The sequence below is a fragment of the Streptomyces sp. NPDC097107 genome (assembly GCF_044762405.1).
Taxonomy (GTDB): Bacteria; Actinomycetota; Actinomycetes; order Streptomycetales; family Streptomycetaceae; genus Streptomyces; species Streptomyces thinghirensis.
Genome location: NZ_JBIWEF010000006.1, coordinates 246,326 through 261,632, shown reverse-complemented (window position 1 = coordinate 261,632; position 15,307 = coordinate 246,326). Strand labels below are relative to the sequence as shown.

Genomic DNA, 15,307 nt, shown 5'->3' with positions numbered 1-15,307 from the left:
CCGGCAACCGGACAACTGTCCGCTCGCTGGAAAACGTAACGGACACTTGTCCGCTTAGCAAGAACGGGATTCGGCCACGAAACCGGAAGGAGGACGAGTGCCGCAGCCGAAGAGGGACAGGCCGGACACTCCCCTGCGTTCGGACGCCCAGCGAAACCGCGAGCGGATCCTGAAAGTGGCCACAGAGGAACTGACGCGCTGCGCGGACGCCCCGTTGAGCGGCATCGCCAAGAAGGCGGGCGTCGGACAGGGCACCTTCTACCGCAACTTCCCGCACCGCGAAGCGCTCGTCCTGGAGGTCTACCGCTACGAGATGCAGCAGGTGGCGGACGCCGCTCCCGAGTTGCTGGCCACGCGGGACCCCGAGCGGGCCCTGCGTGAATGGATGGACCGCCTCGCCGGGTTCGCGATGACCAAGGCCGGTCTGGCGGACGCGATCCGTCTGGTCACCAGCGCGCCCGGCGGACCGGAGAAGCCGCGGCCCACCCCCGTCATGGACGCGGCCCAGCTCCTGCTCCGCGTCAACGAGGAGGCAGGCACCATCCGGCCCGGGGTCTCCGCGGACGACTTCTTCCTCGTCATCGGCGGTCTCTGGCTGATCGATCCCGGCGAGGACTGGCAGCCGAGGGCCACCCGGTTCCTGGACTTCGTCATGGACGCGCTGCGGGCGGGAGCGCCAGGCCGGTGACCGCGCCCCGGAAGCGGTAACGGCGTTCGGGGCGGCCCGCCACCCCGTAGCGCAGGGAGACCTCCGCGCTGCCGACGGTGTGGAAGTACTCCAGGTAGCGGCGGGCACTGACCCGGGAGATGCCGGCCAGGGCCGCGCACTCGCTGGCGGACAGGGTGCCGTCGGCCGCGCGCAGAGTGCGTTCGACCAGCTCGGCGGTCTCCACGCTCATGCCCTTGGGCAGCGCCGGGACCGGCGCTGCCGGCGACGCTCCCGCCAGTACGCGGTCGACGTCGGCCTGGCTGCGCACCACTGTGCCGAGCAGCCGGCCCCGCTGAACGGCGTAGCGCTCCAGCCGGACCCGCAAATCCTCGAACTCGAACGGTTTGAGCAGATAGTCGACCACCCCGTGCCGGACGGCGCCGCGCACCGCGTCGGCCTCCCGGGCCGCGCTGATGACCATGACGTCGCAGTCGTGCCCGGCGGCGCGCAGCCGTGGGATGACGTCGAGGCCGAAGACGTCCGGCAGGTACAGGTCGAGCAGGACCAGGTCGGGACGCAGTTCCCCGACGGCGGCGAGTGCCTGCTCCCCGGTGCCCGCGACCCCGACGACCCGGAAGGGCTCGACGCGCTCCACGAAGGCGCGGTGCACCCGGGCCACCATGAAGTCGTCGTCGACCACGAGCACGCCGATCGCGGCGCCGACGGCACGGGCCGCCGCCCCGGTCGTGGCGGCCGCGTCGGCCGTGCCGCTCGTACCCGTCATGGTGCTGCTCCTTCCGCCACCGCGTCGGTGAGGTGGCTGACGGTCATGCGTGCGGTGAACATGGCACCCTCGGGGGTGTTGGTCACCGAGATCTCACCGCCGTGGCGCTCGCAGACCAGCCTGGTCAGCGCCAGGCCGATGCCGCGCTCGCCCTGCCGGGCGGCCTTGGTGGTGAAGCCGTGGGAGAAGACCTCGCGGGCCAGTTCCGGCGCCACTCCGGGTCCGGAGTCGCGGACCACGATCTCGACGCTGGCGGCGTCCTGGCGCAGCTCGACCTCCACCCAGGCGTCGTGGCCGTCACCGGGCGCCGCGGCGGCGTCCAGGGCATTGTCGACGAGGTTGCCGACCACGGTCGCCACGTCCGCGGCGTCCTCCGGTGCGAGCCGGTCGAGCGCCGTGCGGTCGGACACCCGCAGGGCGACCCTGCGCTCGGCCGCCAGGGAGGACTTCGCCGTCAGCAGCGCGGCGACGGCGATGTCGCGGACCCGGCGGCTGAGGGTGACGTCCAGCGACTGGCGGCGCTGGTTGAGCGCGCGGATGTAGCGCACCACCTCGTCCTGTTCGCCGATCTGGATGAGTCCGGAGATGGTGTGCAGTTGGTTGGCGAACTCGTGGGCCTGGGCGCGCAGCAGCTCGGAGGTACTGCGGAAGGAGCCGATCTCCCGTTCCAGGCGGGCCAGTTCGGTGCGGTCGCGCAGGGTGGTGACCGAGCCGAACGGGCGGCCGTCCTTGGTGACGGTCATGCGGTTCATCACCAGGACCCGGCCGTGGCGGACCACGACCTCGTCGCGTGGCTCGGCCCCGTCCGCCGCGGCCCCGGCCAGGACGTCGCGCAGCCGTCCGTCGATGCCGAGGCCGTCCAGGCTCTCGCCCACGCAGTCGGCGGGCAGGTCGAGCAGGCGCCGGCCCATCTCGTTGACCAGGGTCAGCCGGTGCTGCGGATCGAGGGCGACCACGCCCTCGGCGATGCCGTACAGCATGGCCTCCCGGTGCTCGGCGAGCCCGGCGATCTCACGCGGTTCCAGACCGAGGGTCTGCCGTTTGACGCGCCGGGCGAGGAGCCAGGAGCCTGCCACGCCGAGGCCGCTGGCGATACCGAGGTAGGCCAGGAGGTAGGACGAGGCGCCGCTGAGGCGCTGCCACACCGTCGGGTCGGCCTCGCCGACCATCACCGTGCCGAGGTGCCGGCCGAGGGTCTCCCGGGTGGCGCCGAGCACCGGGACCCGGGCGACGAGCTCACGGCTGCCGTGCACCGTCAGCGGGCCCGACCAGCCGCGCCCCTCGGCGGTGCCCTCGCCGCGCGGCAGCCGGCCGCCGATCAGCGTGGGGTCGGTGGAACTGACGACGCGGCCGTCGGCGTCGGCCACCGTGACCGAGGTGACCCCGGACTGGGTCTGGGTGGAGTTCACCAGCGGGGCGAGGGCCTCCCGCGGCACGGGGCGCAGCAGCTGGCTGCGGACCAGGGGCGTGGCGGCAAGCTGCTCGGCCAGAGCGGTGACCCGGCGGCCCTCGACGCGGTTGAAGGTGGCCCTGGACTGGGCGAGCGAGACGGCGGCGACCGCGAGCAGCACGACCACGACGATGGCGAGCTGGAGGACCAGCATCTCGCCCGCGAGGGTCTGACGGCGGAAGGTGGGGGTCACGGCTGACTCGATCTCGGCTGACGGGGGCGGGCGGGTGTGCCGGCTCGCCATCATGGCGCCCACCTGCGGCGAAGGAAAGAGATGTGCTGTCTTCGCAATGAACCGGGGATGCGTCGGCGACGTACCGGTGATCCACCGGACAGCCGGGCGATGACCGCAAAGACCACAACCTCCCTTGGTTCCGCAAGGAAGACAGGCCGCCGGTCCGCAGGCACCATGTGGCCCACGTCACCCCTCCCCCATAGGGGCTCACCCCTTCCCGCTTACCGCTCTACCCAACCGACAGGTGGTGTCATACGTGCGCCTGCGCACCCCCCTTGCCCTGCTCGGGGCCGCCGTGCTCGTGCTCGCGGGGCCGCCGTTGCTCTCCACGGGCAGCGACGCCGAGACCGGCACGCAGATCCCCGGCCTGCGCTTCATGGTTCCCAACACGCCGGGCGGCGGCTACGACATCACGGCCCGCACAGCCGCGAAGAACGCCGAGGACGCCGGACTCACGCACAACATCGAGGTGTTCAACCTGCCCGGCGCGGGCGGCACCGTGGGCCTGAGCCGGCTGGTGAGCGAACACGGCAACGGCAAGCTCGCCATGTCCATGGGCCTCGGCGTGGTGGGCGCCGCCCGTTCCAACCACGCGCCCAAGACCCTCGCCGACACCACGCCGATCGCGCGGCTCACCGAGGAGCAGGACGTCGTCGTGGTCGGCAAGGACTCGCCGTACAAGACGATCGACGAGCTGATCACCGCCTGGAAGAAGGACCCGGGCAGGATTCCCGTCGGCGGCGGTTCGTCGCCGGGCGGGCCCGACCACCTCGCGCCGATGCTGATGGCGCAGGCCGCCGGAATCTCTCCCAAGTCGGTCAACTACATCCCCTTCGACGGCGGTGGCGAGCTGCTCGCCTCGATTCTCGGCAACAAGGTCGGCTTCGGGGTCTCCGGCGTCGGCGAGTACCTGGACCAGATCAAGGCCGGCGAGCTGCGAGTGCTCGCGGTGACCGGCCCCGAGCGGGTCGACGACCTGAAGGACGCGCCGACGCTGAAGGAGTCCGGCTACGACGTGGACTTCACCAACTGGCGCGGCATCGTCGCCCCTCCCGGCCTGTCGGAGGCGGAGCGGAACAAGCTGACCCGCCTGTTCGAGGAGCTGCACGACTCTCCGGAATGGAAGAAGTCCCTGGACCAGAACGGCTGGGACGACGCCTTCCTCACCGGTGACAAGTTCGGCGCGTTCCTGGAAGCCCAGGACAAGCGTGTGGTGTCGGTACTGAAGGAGCTGGGACTGTGACGACGCGGACCGGCTCCTCCCCGGCGCCCGACCCGGCCCCGGCGGCCGAGCGGCGCTCGTGGCTGCGCGACCACTCCGAGCTGGGCGTGTGCGTCCTGCTGCTGGCGCTCGGTGTACTCGTCCTGACCGACGCGTTCACCATGGACGTCGACATCACCCAGCGCGGGCCGGTGGGCCCCAGGACCGTGCCGGTCGTGGTCGGCATCGGGCTGCTGGTGATCGCCGCGCTGCTCGCCGTCGACGTCCTGCGCGGCGGCCGGGGCGAGGCGGAGGGCGGCGAGGACGTCGACCTGTCCGAACCGGCCGACTGGCGCACGGTGCTGCTGCTCTCCGGGATCTTCCTCGGCGCGGCCGTACTCATCGAGCCGGCCGGCTTCCCGGTCGCCGGGGCGCTGCTCTTCTGGGGTGCCGCCTTCGCCCTCGGCAGCCGCCGCCTGGACCGCGATCCGCTGATCGCCGCGGTGCTGTCCCTGATCACCTACATCGTCTTCGACAAGTTGCTCGGAGTGCCACTGCCCGGCGGTCCGCTGATGGGAGTGCTCTGACATGAACGCCCTGAACTCCCTCATGGACGGCTTCGGTACGGCCCTCACGCCGCTCAACCTGCTGTGGGCCGCCCTCGGTGTGCTGCTCGGCACGGCCATCGGCGTGCTGCCCGGCATCGGCCCGGCGATGGCGGTGGCGCTGCTGTTGCCGGTGACGTACGGACTCGATCCCGTCGCCGCCTTCATCATGTTCGCCGGCATCTACTACGGCGCGATGTTCGGTGGTTCGACCACCTCGATCCTGCTCAACACCCCCGGCGAGAGTGCCGCCGTGGTCGCGGCCATGGAGGGCAACCCCATGGCCAAGTCGGGGCGCGGCGCCCAGGCGCTGGCGGCCGCCGCCATCGGTCACTTCGCGGGCGGCATGATCGGCACGATCCTGCTGGTGGCGCTGGCGCCGACGGTCGCGGACCTGGCGGTGGACATCGGCGCGCCGGACTACTTCGCCATCATGGTGCTGGCGTTCATCGCCGTGACCTCGGTACTCGGTTCGTCGCGCATCAGAGGTCTGGCCTCCCTGCTGATCGGCCTGACGATCGGACTGGTGGGCCTGGACCAGATGACGGGGCAGCAGCGGCTGACCTTCGGTTCGCTGCAACTCGCGGACGGCGTCGACGTGGTGATCGTCGCGGTCGGCCTGTTCGCGATCGGCGAGGCACTGTGGGTGGCGGCCCACCTGCGGCGCGCGGCGGCCGAGCCGATCCCGGTGGGCCTTCCCTGGCTCGGCCGTAGTGATGTGAAGCGGACCTGGAAGTCCTGGCTGCGCGGCCCGTTCATCGGCTTCCCGTTCGGCGCCATCCCGGCGGGCGGCGCGGAGATTCCCACGTTCCTGTCGTACGTCACGGAGAAGCGCCTGTCCAAGAACAAGGACGAGTGGGGCAAGGGCGCCATCGAGGGCGTGGCGGGCCCCGAGTCGGCGGCGTCGGCCTCGGCGGCGGGCACGCTGGTGTCCATGCTGACCCTGGGCCTGCCGACGACGGCGGTCGCGGCGGTCATGCTGGCCGCCTTCCAGCAGTACGGCATCCAGCCCGGCCCGCTGCTCTTCGAACGCGAACCCGAGCTGGTGTGGGGCCTGATCGCGTCCCTCTTCGTCGGCATGGTGCTGCTGCTCGCGCTCAACCTGCCGCTGGCACCGGTGTGGGCCAAGCTGCTGCGCATCCCGCGGCCCTACCTCTACGCGGGGATCATGTTCTTCGCGGCGGTCGGCGCGTACGCGGTCGGCGGCGAGGTCGTCGACCTGGTGATCCTGCTGATCATCGGCCTGGTCGGCTTCGGCATGCGGCGCTACGGCCTGCCGATCCTGCCGGCCGTCATCGGCGTCATCCTCGGCCCGAACGCCGAGCAGCAGTTGCGCCGCGCCCTGCAGATCAGCGACGGCAGCGTGACGGGCCTGGTCAACACGCCGTTCGCGGTGACGGTGTACGCGGTGATCGTGCTGCTGCTGGCGTGGCCGCTGCTGAAGCGGCTGGTGATCCGGGGGCGGACCCGGGCCGACGCCTGATCCTCAGCCCAGGAGACTCAGCCGAACCTGGCGGTCGGGGTTGTCCTTGTCGGGGTCGCCCTTGTCGGGTGTCCTTGTCGGGTGCCCTTGTCGAGGTTGTCCTTGTCGAGGTTGTCCTTGTCGAGTTGTCCTTGTCGGTGTCCACCAACCTCCGTCAGGACAACCCCAGCCTGTCCGGACCGCGACCCGCACCAGCCTGGTGGCGTGGTCATCCCCTTCCGGAGTGACCACGGGCGGCTTTCCTCCGGGAGCATAGGGTCGAAGGAACACCCAGGAGGGGAAAGCGTGACCGAAACGAGCAACACCCGATCCGCCACCGGTGAAGCGCGAGAGGCACCACAGAGCCGGCTGCAGCGCGTGATGCGCTGCATACCCCTGATCGCCCCCGTCCTCCTGTGGGCCGTGCCGTGCTGGGTTCTCCTGCATACCGGTCAGCACTGGCCACTCCCCGCCGAACTGATCGGCACCGCACTGTTCGCCCTCGGCCTGATCGGTATGCCGCTCGCGATGGTGCGCGGCCACGGTCGGCGGCAGCAGGACCGGGCTGCGATCGTAGGTGACACGCTGCTGGGCAGCATCTGGGTCCTGTTCACCTGGTCCGTTCTGCTCGGCGCCCTGCTCCGGTCCACCCTGTCCGTGGCCGGCGTCGGTGACGGACAGGACCGGGCGCGCATCGTCACCTGGGCCGTCCTCGCCGTAACCGCCGTACTGCTCGCCTGGGGGTACGCCGAGGCGCGACGCGTGCCGCGCGTGCGCCGACTGGACGTGCGACTCCCGCGTCTGGGAGAGGGGTTGGACGGCACCCGAGTCGTACTGATCACCGACACCCACTACGGTCCGCTCGACCGCGCCCGCTGGTCGGCACGGGTCTGCGAGACGGTGAACACCCTGGAAGCCGACCTGGTCTGCCACACCGGCGACATCGCGGACGGCACGGCCGAACGCCGTCGCGCCCAGGCAGCCCCACTGGGCACCGTGCAGGCGACCCGGGCCCGGGTCTACGTCACCGGCAACCACGAGTACTACAGCGAGGCCCAGGGCTGGGTCGACCTGATGGACGAGCTGGGCTGGGTGCCGCTGCGCAACCGCCATCTGCTGCTCGAACGCGGTGGTGACACGCTCGTCGTCGCCGGTGTCGACGACGTCACCGCCGAGTCCTCCGGACTGGCGGGACACCGCGCCCACCTCGACGGAGCCCTCCGCGGCGCCGACTCCGCATTCCCCGTTCTGCTCCTCGCCCACCAGCCCAAGTTCATCGACCGCGCGGCAGCCCAGGGCATCGACCTCCAGCTCTCGGGCCATACCCACGGCGGTCAGATCTGGCCCTTCCACCACTTGGTCCGCCTCGACCAACCGGCCCTCGCCGGCCTCAGTCACCACGGCGCCCGCACCCTCCTCTACACCAGCCGCGGCACCGGCTTCTGGGGCCCGCCCTTCCGCGTCTTCGCCCCCAGCGAGATCACGCTGCTCGTGCTCCGCTCCCAGCGGCAGTCCACCTCGCCGTAGGGACGGGCGGCCACCAGGGCGTCGTGCTCCATCTCCCGGTACGCCTTGAGCACCGTGTTCGAGTTCACCGCCGCCCGCTTGGCCGAACTGGCCGAACTGGCCGACGTGAGCGTCCGCACGCTGCATCACTATGACGAAGTCGGGCTCGTGCGTCCCTCGGCGCGGGCAGCGGCCTGCCGGCTCAGCGCCGTGCGTGGCCGCCGCTGCGGAGAACCTGCCGTTCGAGAACCGCTCCTTCGACGCCGCGATGGCCGTCTCCACCGTTCACCATGGGGGGCCCGACAGCGGGGCTGCGTGAGATGCGGCGCGTGGCCCGCCGCGTGGTGGTGCTCACGTTCGACACCGACGAGCCCGGATGGCAGGACCGGTTCTGGCTCACCCGCGACTACCTGCCGGAGTTCGCCACCGTCCTCGCGGGTTTTACGTCGCTTGCCGGGATGGCCGACGCGATCGGCGGGCGCGCCGAGCCGGTGCCCATCCCGTGGGACTGCGCTGACGGCCTGTTCGAGGCGTGCTGGCGCCGACCGGGGGCGTATCCGGAGGATCACGTACGCCGTGCGTCGTCGGTGTGGACGAGGGTCGGGCCGGAGGCCGAGCAGCGGGCGGTACGAAGCCTCGGCGACGACCTCGACTCCGGCCGGTGGGCCGAGCGCAACAGCGCCCTCGCCGCCCTCGACGCGGCAGATCTCGGCCTCCGCCTGCTCACATCCTGACTTGACGCCGGCCGCGGTCCTTGACCCGGCGCCCGCCAGGCCTCCGTCCCGTCATCGCCACAACCCGGCCGGCTGCTCGCGCCCCCGGCGGGAGGCGCGGCGGTTGCGGAGGTCGAGGGAGGTCCGGGGGCCGCGCGGCACACCGTGCTGCCGTTGTCTCAGCCCAGGCTCGCGAGCAGTTCGTTGCACGCCTGCTCACAGCGTCGGCACGCTTCGGCGCAGACCCGGCAGTGTTCGTGCATGTCGGCATGGCCGGCGCACTCGTCGGCGCACGCTTTGCAGACAGTGGCGCACGCCTGCAGGACGGCTCGCGTGACGTTGGCGTCGTAACCGGTATGCCGTGACAGGGCCGACGCGGTGGCGTTGCAGACGTCGGCGCAGTCCATGTCCGTGCGGATGCACTTGGTCAGGTCACCGACCATGCCCTCCGACAGGCAGGCGTCCGCGCACGCGGTACACGCCTGTGCGCAGGCAATGCATTCCTCGATACACCTGGCCATGGCTTCCCTGTCCACCCCGCCCAGGTCGGCGGGGTAGGTGCGGAGCACGTCATTGACGGTTGTGGCCATAGCGACTCTCCTTGACCTTCTGGCAGAAGGCACCGGGCAGCGCCTTCCGGGTCGACGCCCGCCGGGTGTCACCGCGCCGCATGTCGCAAACGGCGAAGTCGTTGCCGCCTTCACCCGCGAGTGCCGGCGCACTCCGTAGCAGGCACCTTCCGCCAGAGCGCAAGGAGAGCCGGCGGGGCGCCCAGGGCGGTCCTGGTCGCCCCGGATCAGCCCAGGAAGCTCAGCCGGACGTGGCGGTCGGGGTTGTCCTTGTTGGTGTCCACCAGGCACACCGACTGCCAGGTTCCGAGTTCCAGGCGTCCTCCGATCACCGGCAGGGTCGCGTGCGGAGGTACGAAGGCGGGCAGGACGTGGTCGCGGCCGTGGCCGGGGCTGCCGTGGCGGTGCTGCCAGCGGTCGTCGGCGGGGAGCAGGGAGTGCAGGGCGGCGAGCAGGTCGTCGTCGCTGCCCGCACCCGTCTCGATGACCGCGATCCCGGCCGTGGCGTGCGGGACGAAGACGTTGAGGAGGCCGTCGCGGCCGGCCGCCGCCTCGCGCAGGAAGGACTCGCAGTCGCCGGTGATGTCGGCGACGCGCTCCGCCGAGCCGGTGGCGAGGTTCAGGACTCGGGTGGTGAAGGCATCTGGCATGTCTCCCATCCTGACGTACGCGGCGGGCCGGGCGTGGGAACGTCGGGCCCGCCCGTGATCGCCCTGGGCGGACCGGGCCGGCTGAGGGCTGGACGGGCTGAGGGCTGGACGGGCTGGAGGGCTGGACGGGCTGGAGGGGAAGAGCGAGGCCCCCCGCTCCGTTGGTAGAAGCGTGAACAACACACGCGAGGTCGAGGTCGTCGTCATCGGTGCCGGTCAGGCGGGGCTCGCCGCGGCCTACCACCTGCGGCGCACCGGGTTCGAGCCGGAGCGCGACTTCGTGGTGGTCGACCACTCCCCCGCGCCGGGCGGAGCCTGGCAGTTCCGCTGGCCGTCGCTGACGTACGGCAAGGTGCACGGCATGCACTCGCTGCCGGGCATGGAGCTGACCGGCGCGGACCCGGCGCGGCCGTCCGCCGAGGTGGTCGGTGAGTACTTCGCGGCGTACGAGCGGGTCTTCGACCTGCGGGTACGGCGGCCCGTAGCCGTCCGTGCGGTGCGCGAGGGGGCGGGTGGGCGGCTGCTCGTCGAGACGTCGGCGGGGACCTGGCCGACGCGGGCCCTGATCAACGCGACCGGCACCTGGGACCGGCCCTTCTGGCCACGCTGTCCGGGCCAGGAGATCTTCCGGGGGCGGCAACTGCACACGGCGCAGTACGCCGGTCCCGAGGAGTTCGCCGGACAGCGCGTGGTCGTCGTGGGCGGGGGCGCCTCGGGGACGCAGCACCTTCTGGAGATCGCGCCGCACGCGGCGGCCACCACGTGGGTGACCAGGCGGCCCCCCGTCTTCCGCGAGGGGCCCTTCGACGAGGAGGCGGGCCGGGCCGCGGTGGCGCTGGTGGAGGGGCGGGTGCGGCAGGGGCTGCCACCGAAGAGCGTGGTGTCGGTGACCGGGCTGCCGCTCAACGACGCGACCCGGGCGGGGCTGGAGTCGGGTGTGCTGGACCGGCAGCCCATGTTCGACCGGATCACGCCCGAAGGGGTCGAGTGGGGCGACGGACGGCGGGTGGCCGCGGACGCCATTCTGTGGGCGACCGGTTTCCGGGCCGCCATCGCGCATCTGAGGCCGCTGCGGCTGCGGGAGGCCGGCGGCGGTATCCGCGTCGAGGGGACGCGCGCGGTCGCGGACCCGCGGATCCATCTCGTCGGCTACGGTCCCTCGGCCAGCACCATCGGCGCCAACCGGGCCGGACGCGCGGCCGTTCGGGACATCAGGCGGCTGCTGTCCGACCAGGCGCCGGTCGCCGCGTGACACCCCGCCCGGTCACTTGGCCTGGGCTTCCTTCGAAGCGCTCTCCTGGATGCGGTTGAACTCGGCGACGTTGCGCTGGTGCTCGGCGTAGTCGGCGGTGAAGCGGGTGTCGCCCGGCTTGACCGTGACGAAGAACAACCAGTCGCCGGGTGTCGGATCGATCGCGGCACTCATCGCCTCGTCGCCGGGGTTGTCGATGGGGGTGGGCGGCAGTCCCATGCGCTGGTACGAGTTGTAGGGGCTGTCGATCTTGGTGTCGTTGGTGGTGGTCTCCAGGGTGGAACGGCCCAGGGCGTAGTTGATGGTGGAGTCCATCTGCAGCGGCATGCCGCGTTCCAGCCGGTTGAAGACCACCCGGGCCACCTTGCCCATGTCCTCCTTTGCGGCGGCCTCCGCCTGCACGATGCTGGCGATGGTGACCGCCTGGTAGACGTTCAGCGCGTTGCGCTGGGCTCCGGCGGCGACCGGCGCGCCGGTGAACTTCATGTTCGCCGTGTCGACCATGGCCGTCAGCAGTTTCTCCGGGGTCGGGTTCTCGCCGAGCGGATAGGTCGCCGGGAAGAGATAGCCCTCGGGGTTGCCCTCGGCGTCGTTCGGCAGCTTGAGATTGGCCTTGGCGAGGGACTTCCTGGTGGTGCCGGGGGGCAGGGCCAGGGTCTTGTCGACGGCCTCGTAGACCTGGGTCGCGCGCCAGCCCTCCGGGATCACCAGGGACGTGGGGCGGGACTCGCCCTCGTCGTCCGTCGTCAGCAGCGGCACCGCCACGGCGGTACCGGCCACGACGGCGCCGGTCACGATCAGGGCGATGCGGCCCCGGCGCGTCAGTCGGATCGTTCTCCTGGTGCCTCTCGTGCTCCGTCGCGGAGTGTTCGTCTGCATGCGGGCACGGTAACCCCCATTCGCACGCAAACCTGGCATATCGTCATCTTGTCGGTTCCAGTCGGGCGTCCCGGCGGACCAGGGCCGCATAGCGCCCGCCCCGCTCCAGCAGCTCCTCGTGCCTGCCCTGTTCCGCCAGGCGCCCGGAGTCCAGCACCACGATCCGGTCGGCGTCCCGGACGGTGGACAGGCGGTGCGCGATGGTGATCGTGGTGCGGTTGGCGGACAGGGCGTCGATGGCGTCCTGCACGGCGGCCTCGGTGTGGGTGTCCAGCGCGCTGGTCGCCTCGTCCAGGACGAGGACGGGCGGGTCGCGCAGAATGGTGCGGGCGATGGCCAGGCGCTGCTTCTCGCCGCCGGAGAAACGGTGTCCGCGCTCGCCGACCACCGTGTCGTAGCCGGCGGGCAGGGCGTTGATGTGCTCGTGGATCTGGGCCGCCCGCGCCGCCGCCTCCAGTTCCGCGTCGGTGGCGTCCGGCTTGGCGAAGCGCAGGTTCTCGGCGACCGAGGCGTGGAAGAGGTACGTCTCCTGGGAGACGACTCCGACGGCACGGGCGAGGGTGTCGAAGTCGAGGTCGCGCACGTCGACACCGTCGAGGGTGACCCGGCCGTCCGTCACGTCGTACAGCCGCGGCACCAGGTGCCCCAGCGTGGACTTGCCGGCGCCGGTCGGGCCGACGACGGCGAGAGAGCTGCCGGCAGGGACGGTGATGTCGATGCCGTCGAGGATCGGTCCGCTCTTGCCGTCGTAGCGGAACTCGACGTTCTCGAAGCGGACCTCGCCCTCGACATGGTCGAGATGGACGGCGCCGTCCCGCTCGGTGATGTCGATCGGCAGGTCGAGGTACTCGAAGATGCGCTGGAAGAGCGCGAGCGATGCCTGGATCTGGACGCCGGTCGACAACAGGCTCACGGCCGGGCGGAACAGCCCCTGCTGGAGCGAGACGAAGGCGACGATCGTGCCGAGGGAGACGTCCGGTCCGCCGAGTTGCACTGCGACGCCCGCGGTCCAGTAGATGACGGCCGGCATGGCCGCCATGACGATCGTGATGACGGCCATCCGCCAGCGGCCCGCCATGTTCGACCTCACTTCGAGGTCGACCAGGCTCTCGGACTCGTCGGAGAAGGCGCGGGTCAGCGAGTCGGAGCGGCCCATGGTGCGGCCGAGCAGGATGCCGCTGACGGAGAGCGACTCGGTGACCGTGGCGGCCATCGCGGCCATCTGCTTCTGCCGTTGAGTGGTGATCTTCCTGCGTTCCCTGCCGACGCGGCGGCTGATCCACACGAAGACGGGGAGCAGGAGCAGTGAGACGACGGTCAGGCGCCAGTCGAGGACGAGCATCGCGACGATCGTGGCGACCACGCTGGTGAGGTTGGAGACCAGGGAGGTCGCCGTGGAGGTGACGGTGGCCTGCATGCCGCCGATGTCGTTGGCGATGCGGGACTGGACCTCGCCGGTGCGGGTGCGGGTGAAGAAGGCGAGGGACATCCGCTGGAGGCGGCCGTAGACGGCGGTGCGCAGGTCGTGCATGACGCGCTGGCCGACGGTCGTGGAGATCAGCGTCTGCAGCACGCCGAAGACGCTGGTGAGCACGGCGCCGAGGATCATGCCGAGGGCGAGCAGGCTCAGCAGGCCCGTGCGCCCCTCGGGGATCGCGACGTCGAGGATCTCCTTCAGCAGGAAGGGGGTGGCGACCGAGACGAGCGACGCGGCACCGACGAGCAGTCCGACGATCGCGAGGCGGCCGCGGTAGGGCCGGAAGAGTCTCAGGATGCGGCGCACCTGCCGCGGTTGTCCCTCCGCGTCGGCGGGTGCGGTCCAGGCGGTTCGGTGGTCGGGATGCATGGGCTCCTACGGGGATGGGCCGAGGGGGAGGCCGACGACGACTGCGGATGGCAATCTTCGCAGGGCGCCGACGACCTTTCGGATCATAGCTCATTGTTACCTATACTCACAATGAACACTGTCCTGATATTGTTCCCGTATGACCGCCCCCGATTCCGACGGCCTGCTCGCCGAGCAGTTGCTGCGGCTCACCCGCCGGGTGCACCGCATCCAGAAGCGCCATCTCGAGCACCGCGACCTCGGCATCACACCGGCCCAGTCCCGGCTGCTTCGCACCCTGGCGCATTACGGCTCGCCGCCCCGCATGGCCGATCTGGCCGAGCGCCTGGAGGTCGTGCCCCGGGCGGTGACGACGCTGGTCGACGGGCTGGAGGCGGCCGGGAAGGTGCGCCGGGTCCCGGACCCGGCCAATCGCCGGGTGATCCGGATCGAGCTCACCCCAAACGGGCGTACGGCTCTGGGGGAACTGCACGGCGCCCGCCGGTCCGCGGCGAAGGAGATCCTCGCCCCGCTGACGGACGAGCAGCGCGCGGTGCTCGGCGGGCTGTTGGACACGCTGGTCGACGGGCCCCGTCCCGGGTCCGGCCGTCGGACGGAGTGACCGGGAGTCGCGCCCTCTCAGGCCTTCAGGCGCGCCCTGTCCCCCATGACCACCACCGGATGCCGGTCCGGGTCCAGTGTGCGCAGCAGGTACTCCATAGCCGGCTCGGGCAGGCTGACACAGGCCGAAGTCCCGCTGCCGTGGTCCATATGCAGCCAGATCCCGCCACCCGCGGACGCACCCTCGGGTCGCGTCGGATCGTTCGGCGGGGTGCCTTTGACCCGGTTGTAGTCGATGGCGATGACGTAGTCGAAGTCGTGCCAGTACGACTTGTCCCACCACCTCGGTGCGGCGAAGGCGGCCGACCGGGTGTACGGCAGGCCGGTGCCGGGGGCCGGATCCGGGTCCGGAAGGACACCGCCCGCGTCGCTGAGCGTGAACACGCCTACGGGGCTGCGCTTGTCGTTCTCGTGGTGGTCGGTCGTCCACCCCTTCGTGCCGTTGTGCGCCGCCCAACTGCGGGCGCGGTGCCAGGCGGACCCCTGCCTCGTGTACAACACCACCGTCGAATCGGCGGAGTCGCTGCCGTCGCCGTACACCGCGACGACCTGCCGGGAATCCGCCGGGATACGGCGCTGGAACCGGTCGCCGACGCCGGGGATCCGTGCCGAGTCGGCCGTGCCGGCACTGTTTCGGCCCGCGCCGTCGCCGGTGGGAGCGCTCGCCGAGGCGTCCGCGCCGGGCCCGGACGGGCCACCGCACGCTGACAGCGCCGTCAGCAGGGATCCAAGGGCCACTGTCGCGACCGCCGTACGCCGTGCACCACCGCTCCGCATCCGTCCAGGGTCGCACTCACACCGGTCCAGCACCGGAGCGGTGCGACGGGCGGCAGCCGGATTCACACCCCACCGCGGAAAACCGCTTGATTTTGGGCACTCCGCGACGCGAACCTTTCACGGTTTGCA

14 protein-coding genes and 2 pseudogenes are annotated in these 15,307 nt (G+C 71.3%); 9 read left to right on the top strand and 7 right to left on the bottom strand.

Features of this window, described 5'->3' with window-relative positions:
- Nucleotides 1-97 precede the first annotated feature (97 nt).
- Nucleotides 98-688 carry a TetR/AcrR family transcriptional regulator gene (locus ACIQ1J_RS16665; RefSeq protein WP_403557407.1) on the top strand — a complete coding sequence of 197 codons (591 nt, stop codon included), beginning with the start codon at nucleotides 98-100 and terminating at the stop codon, nucleotides 686-688.
- Here ACIQ1J_RS16665 and ACIQ1J_RS16660 read toward each other — a convergent pair.
- Both ACIQ1J_RS16660 and ACIQ1J_RS16655 read right to left on the bottom strand, forming a co-directional pair.
- Nucleotides 651-1,433, bottom strand: a complete 783-nt coding sequence (locus tag ACIQ1J_RS16660) for a response regulator (RefSeq protein ID WP_403557406.1) — start codon at nucleotides 1,431-1,433, stop codon at nucleotides 651-653. The genes ACIQ1J_RS16665 and ACIQ1J_RS16660 overlap by 38 nt on opposite strands.
- Entirely contained in the window at nucleotides 1,430-3,076 is a 1,647-nt protein-coding gene (locus tag ACIQ1J_RS16655; protein WP_403557405.1) for an ATP-binding protein, read from the bottom strand. The genes ACIQ1J_RS16660 and ACIQ1J_RS16655 overlap by 4 nt, the downstream gene beginning before the upstream one ends.
- A 298-nt stretch (nucleotides 3,077-3,374) precedes the next feature.
- On the opposite strand from ACIQ1J_RS16655, the gene ACIQ1J_RS16650 reads away from it, so the two are divergent.
- From ACIQ1J_RS16650 to ACIQ1J_RS16625, 6 genes and pseudogenes are all read left to right on the top strand, one after another.
- Nucleotides 3,375-4,361 carry a tripartite tricarboxylate transporter substrate binding protein gene (locus ACIQ1J_RS16650; protein ID WP_210959519.1) on the top strand — a complete coding sequence of 329 codons (987 nt, stop codon included), beginning with the start codon at nucleotides 3,375-3,377 and terminating at the stop codon, nucleotides 4,359-4,361.
- Entirely contained in the window at nucleotides 4,358-4,906 is a 549-nt protein-coding gene (locus tag ACIQ1J_RS16645; RefSeq protein WP_403557404.1) for a tripartite tricarboxylate transporter TctB family protein, read from the top strand. Before ACIQ1J_RS16650 ends, ACIQ1J_RS16645 begins: the two co-directional genes overlap by 4 nt.
- A 1-nt stretch (nucleotide 4,907) precedes the next feature.
- A complete protein-coding gene (locus ACIQ1J_RS16640) occupies nucleotides 4,908-6,407 on the top strand; it encodes a tripartite tricarboxylate transporter permease (RefSeq protein WP_210959521.1) in 1,500 nt (499 codons plus the stop codon).
- Between the two features lie 285 nt (nucleotides 6,408-6,692).
- A complete protein-coding gene (locus ACIQ1J_RS16635; protein WP_403557403.1) occupies nucleotides 6,693-7,913 on the top strand; it encodes a metallophosphoesterase in 1,221 nt (406 codons plus the stop codon).
- A gap of 54 nt (nucleotides 7,914-7,967) precedes the next feature.
- A pseudogene (locus ACIQ1J_RS16630) lies at nucleotides 7,968-8,042 on the top strand (hypothetical protein); the annotation flags it as partial.
- 31 nt (nucleotides 8,043-8,073) lie between these two features.
- Nucleotides 8,074-8,626: pseudogene (locus ACIQ1J_RS16625) on the top strand (methyltransferase domain-containing protein); the annotation flags it as partial.
- 158 nt (nucleotides 8,627-8,784) lie between these two features.
- On the opposite strand, the gene ACIQ1J_RS16620 reads toward ACIQ1J_RS16625, so the two are convergent.
- Together ACIQ1J_RS16620 and ACIQ1J_RS16615 are read right to left on the bottom strand one after the other, a co-directional pair.
- Nucleotides 8,785-9,195, bottom strand: a complete 411-nt coding sequence (locus tag ACIQ1J_RS16620; RefSeq protein ID WP_403557402.1) for a four-helix bundle copper-binding protein — start codon at nucleotides 9,193-9,195, stop codon at nucleotides 8,785-8,787.
- Between the two features lie 206 nt (nucleotides 9,196-9,401).
- Nucleotides 9,402-9,824, bottom strand: coding sequence for a YjbQ family protein (locus tag ACIQ1J_RS16615; protein WP_210959524.1), 423 nt, complete (start codon nucleotides 9,822-9,824; stop codon nucleotides 9,402-9,404).
- Nucleotides 9,825-9,996: 172 nt separating this feature from the next.
- Here ACIQ1J_RS16615 and ACIQ1J_RS16610 point away from each other — a divergent pair, with 172 nt between their 5' ends.
- Complete coding sequence (locus tag ACIQ1J_RS16610; protein WP_403557401.1) at nucleotides 9,997-11,076, top strand: NAD(P)-binding domain-containing protein; 1,080 nt, start codon at nucleotides 9,997-9,999, stop codon at nucleotides 11,074-11,076.
- Between the two features lie 12 nt (nucleotides 11,077-11,088).
- On the opposite strand, the gene mltG is transcribed toward ACIQ1J_RS16610, so the two are convergent.
- On the bottom strand, nucleotides 11,089-11,955 hold the full coding sequence (gene mltG, locus ACIQ1J_RS16605) for an endolytic transglycosylase MltG (RefSeq protein WP_403557400.1): 867 nt from the start codon (nucleotides 11,953-11,955) through the stop codon (nucleotides 11,089-11,091).
- Nucleotides 11,956-11,998: 43 nt separating this feature from the next.
- A complete protein-coding gene (locus ACIQ1J_RS16600) occupies nucleotides 11,999-13,801 on the bottom strand; it encodes an ABC transporter ATP-binding protein (protein ID WP_403557399.1) in 1,803 nt (600 codons plus the stop codon).
- A 139-nt stretch (nucleotides 13,802-13,940) separates the two neighbouring features.
- Between ACIQ1J_RS16600 and ACIQ1J_RS16595 the strand changes: the two genes are divergently transcribed.
- Entirely contained in the window at nucleotides 13,941-14,402 is a 462-nt protein-coding gene (locus ACIQ1J_RS16595) for a MarR family winged helix-turn-helix transcriptional regulator (RefSeq protein ID WP_403557398.1), read from the top strand.
- A 17-nt stretch (nucleotides 14,403-14,419) separates the two neighbouring features.
- Here ACIQ1J_RS16595 and ACIQ1J_RS16590 read toward each other — a convergent pair whose 3' ends face one another.
- The gene (locus tag ACIQ1J_RS16590) at nucleotides 14,420-15,178 is read right to left on the bottom strand and encodes a L,D-transpeptidase family protein (RefSeq protein WP_403557397.1); all 759 of its coding nucleotides are present in this window, start codon (nucleotides 15,176-15,178) and stop codon (nucleotides 14,420-14,422) included.
- Nucleotides 15,179-15,307 lie beyond the last annotated feature (129 nt).

Excerpts from the sequence above, each read along its gene's own strand:
- ACIQ1J_RS16660 (WP_403557406.1), bottom strand. The coding sequence starts at position 1,433 with ATGACGGGTACGAGCGGCACGGCCGACGCGGCCGCCACGACCGGGGCG.
- ACIQ1J_RS16595 (WP_403557398.1), top strand. The coding sequence starts at position 13,941 with ATGACCGCCCCCGATTCCGACGGCCTGCTCGCCGAGCAGTTGCTGCGG.
- ACIQ1J_RS16590 (WP_403557397.1), bottom strand. The coding sequence starts at position 15,178 with ATGCGGAGCGGTGGTGCACGGCGTACGGCGGTCGCGACAGTGGCCCTT.
- ACIQ1J_RS16620 (WP_403557402.1), bottom strand. The coding sequence starts at position 9,195 with ATGGCCACAACCGTCAATGACGTGCTCCGCACCTACCCCGCCGACCTG.
- ACIQ1J_RS16600 (WP_403557399.1), bottom strand. The coding sequence starts at position 13,801 with ATGCATCCCGACCACCGAACCGCCTGGACCGCACCCGCCGACGCGGAG.
- ACIQ1J_RS16615 (WP_210959524.1), bottom strand. The coding sequence starts at position 9,824 with ATGCCAGATGCCTTCACCACCCGAGTCCTGAACCTCGCCACCGGCTCG.
- mltG (WP_403557400.1), bottom strand. The coding sequence starts at position 11,955 with ATGCAGACGAACACTCCGCGACGGAGCACGAGAGGCACCAGGAGAACG.
- ACIQ1J_RS16640 (WP_210959521.1), top strand. The coding sequence starts at position 4,908 with ATGAACGCCCTGAACTCCCTCATGGACGGCTTCGGTACGGCCCTCACG.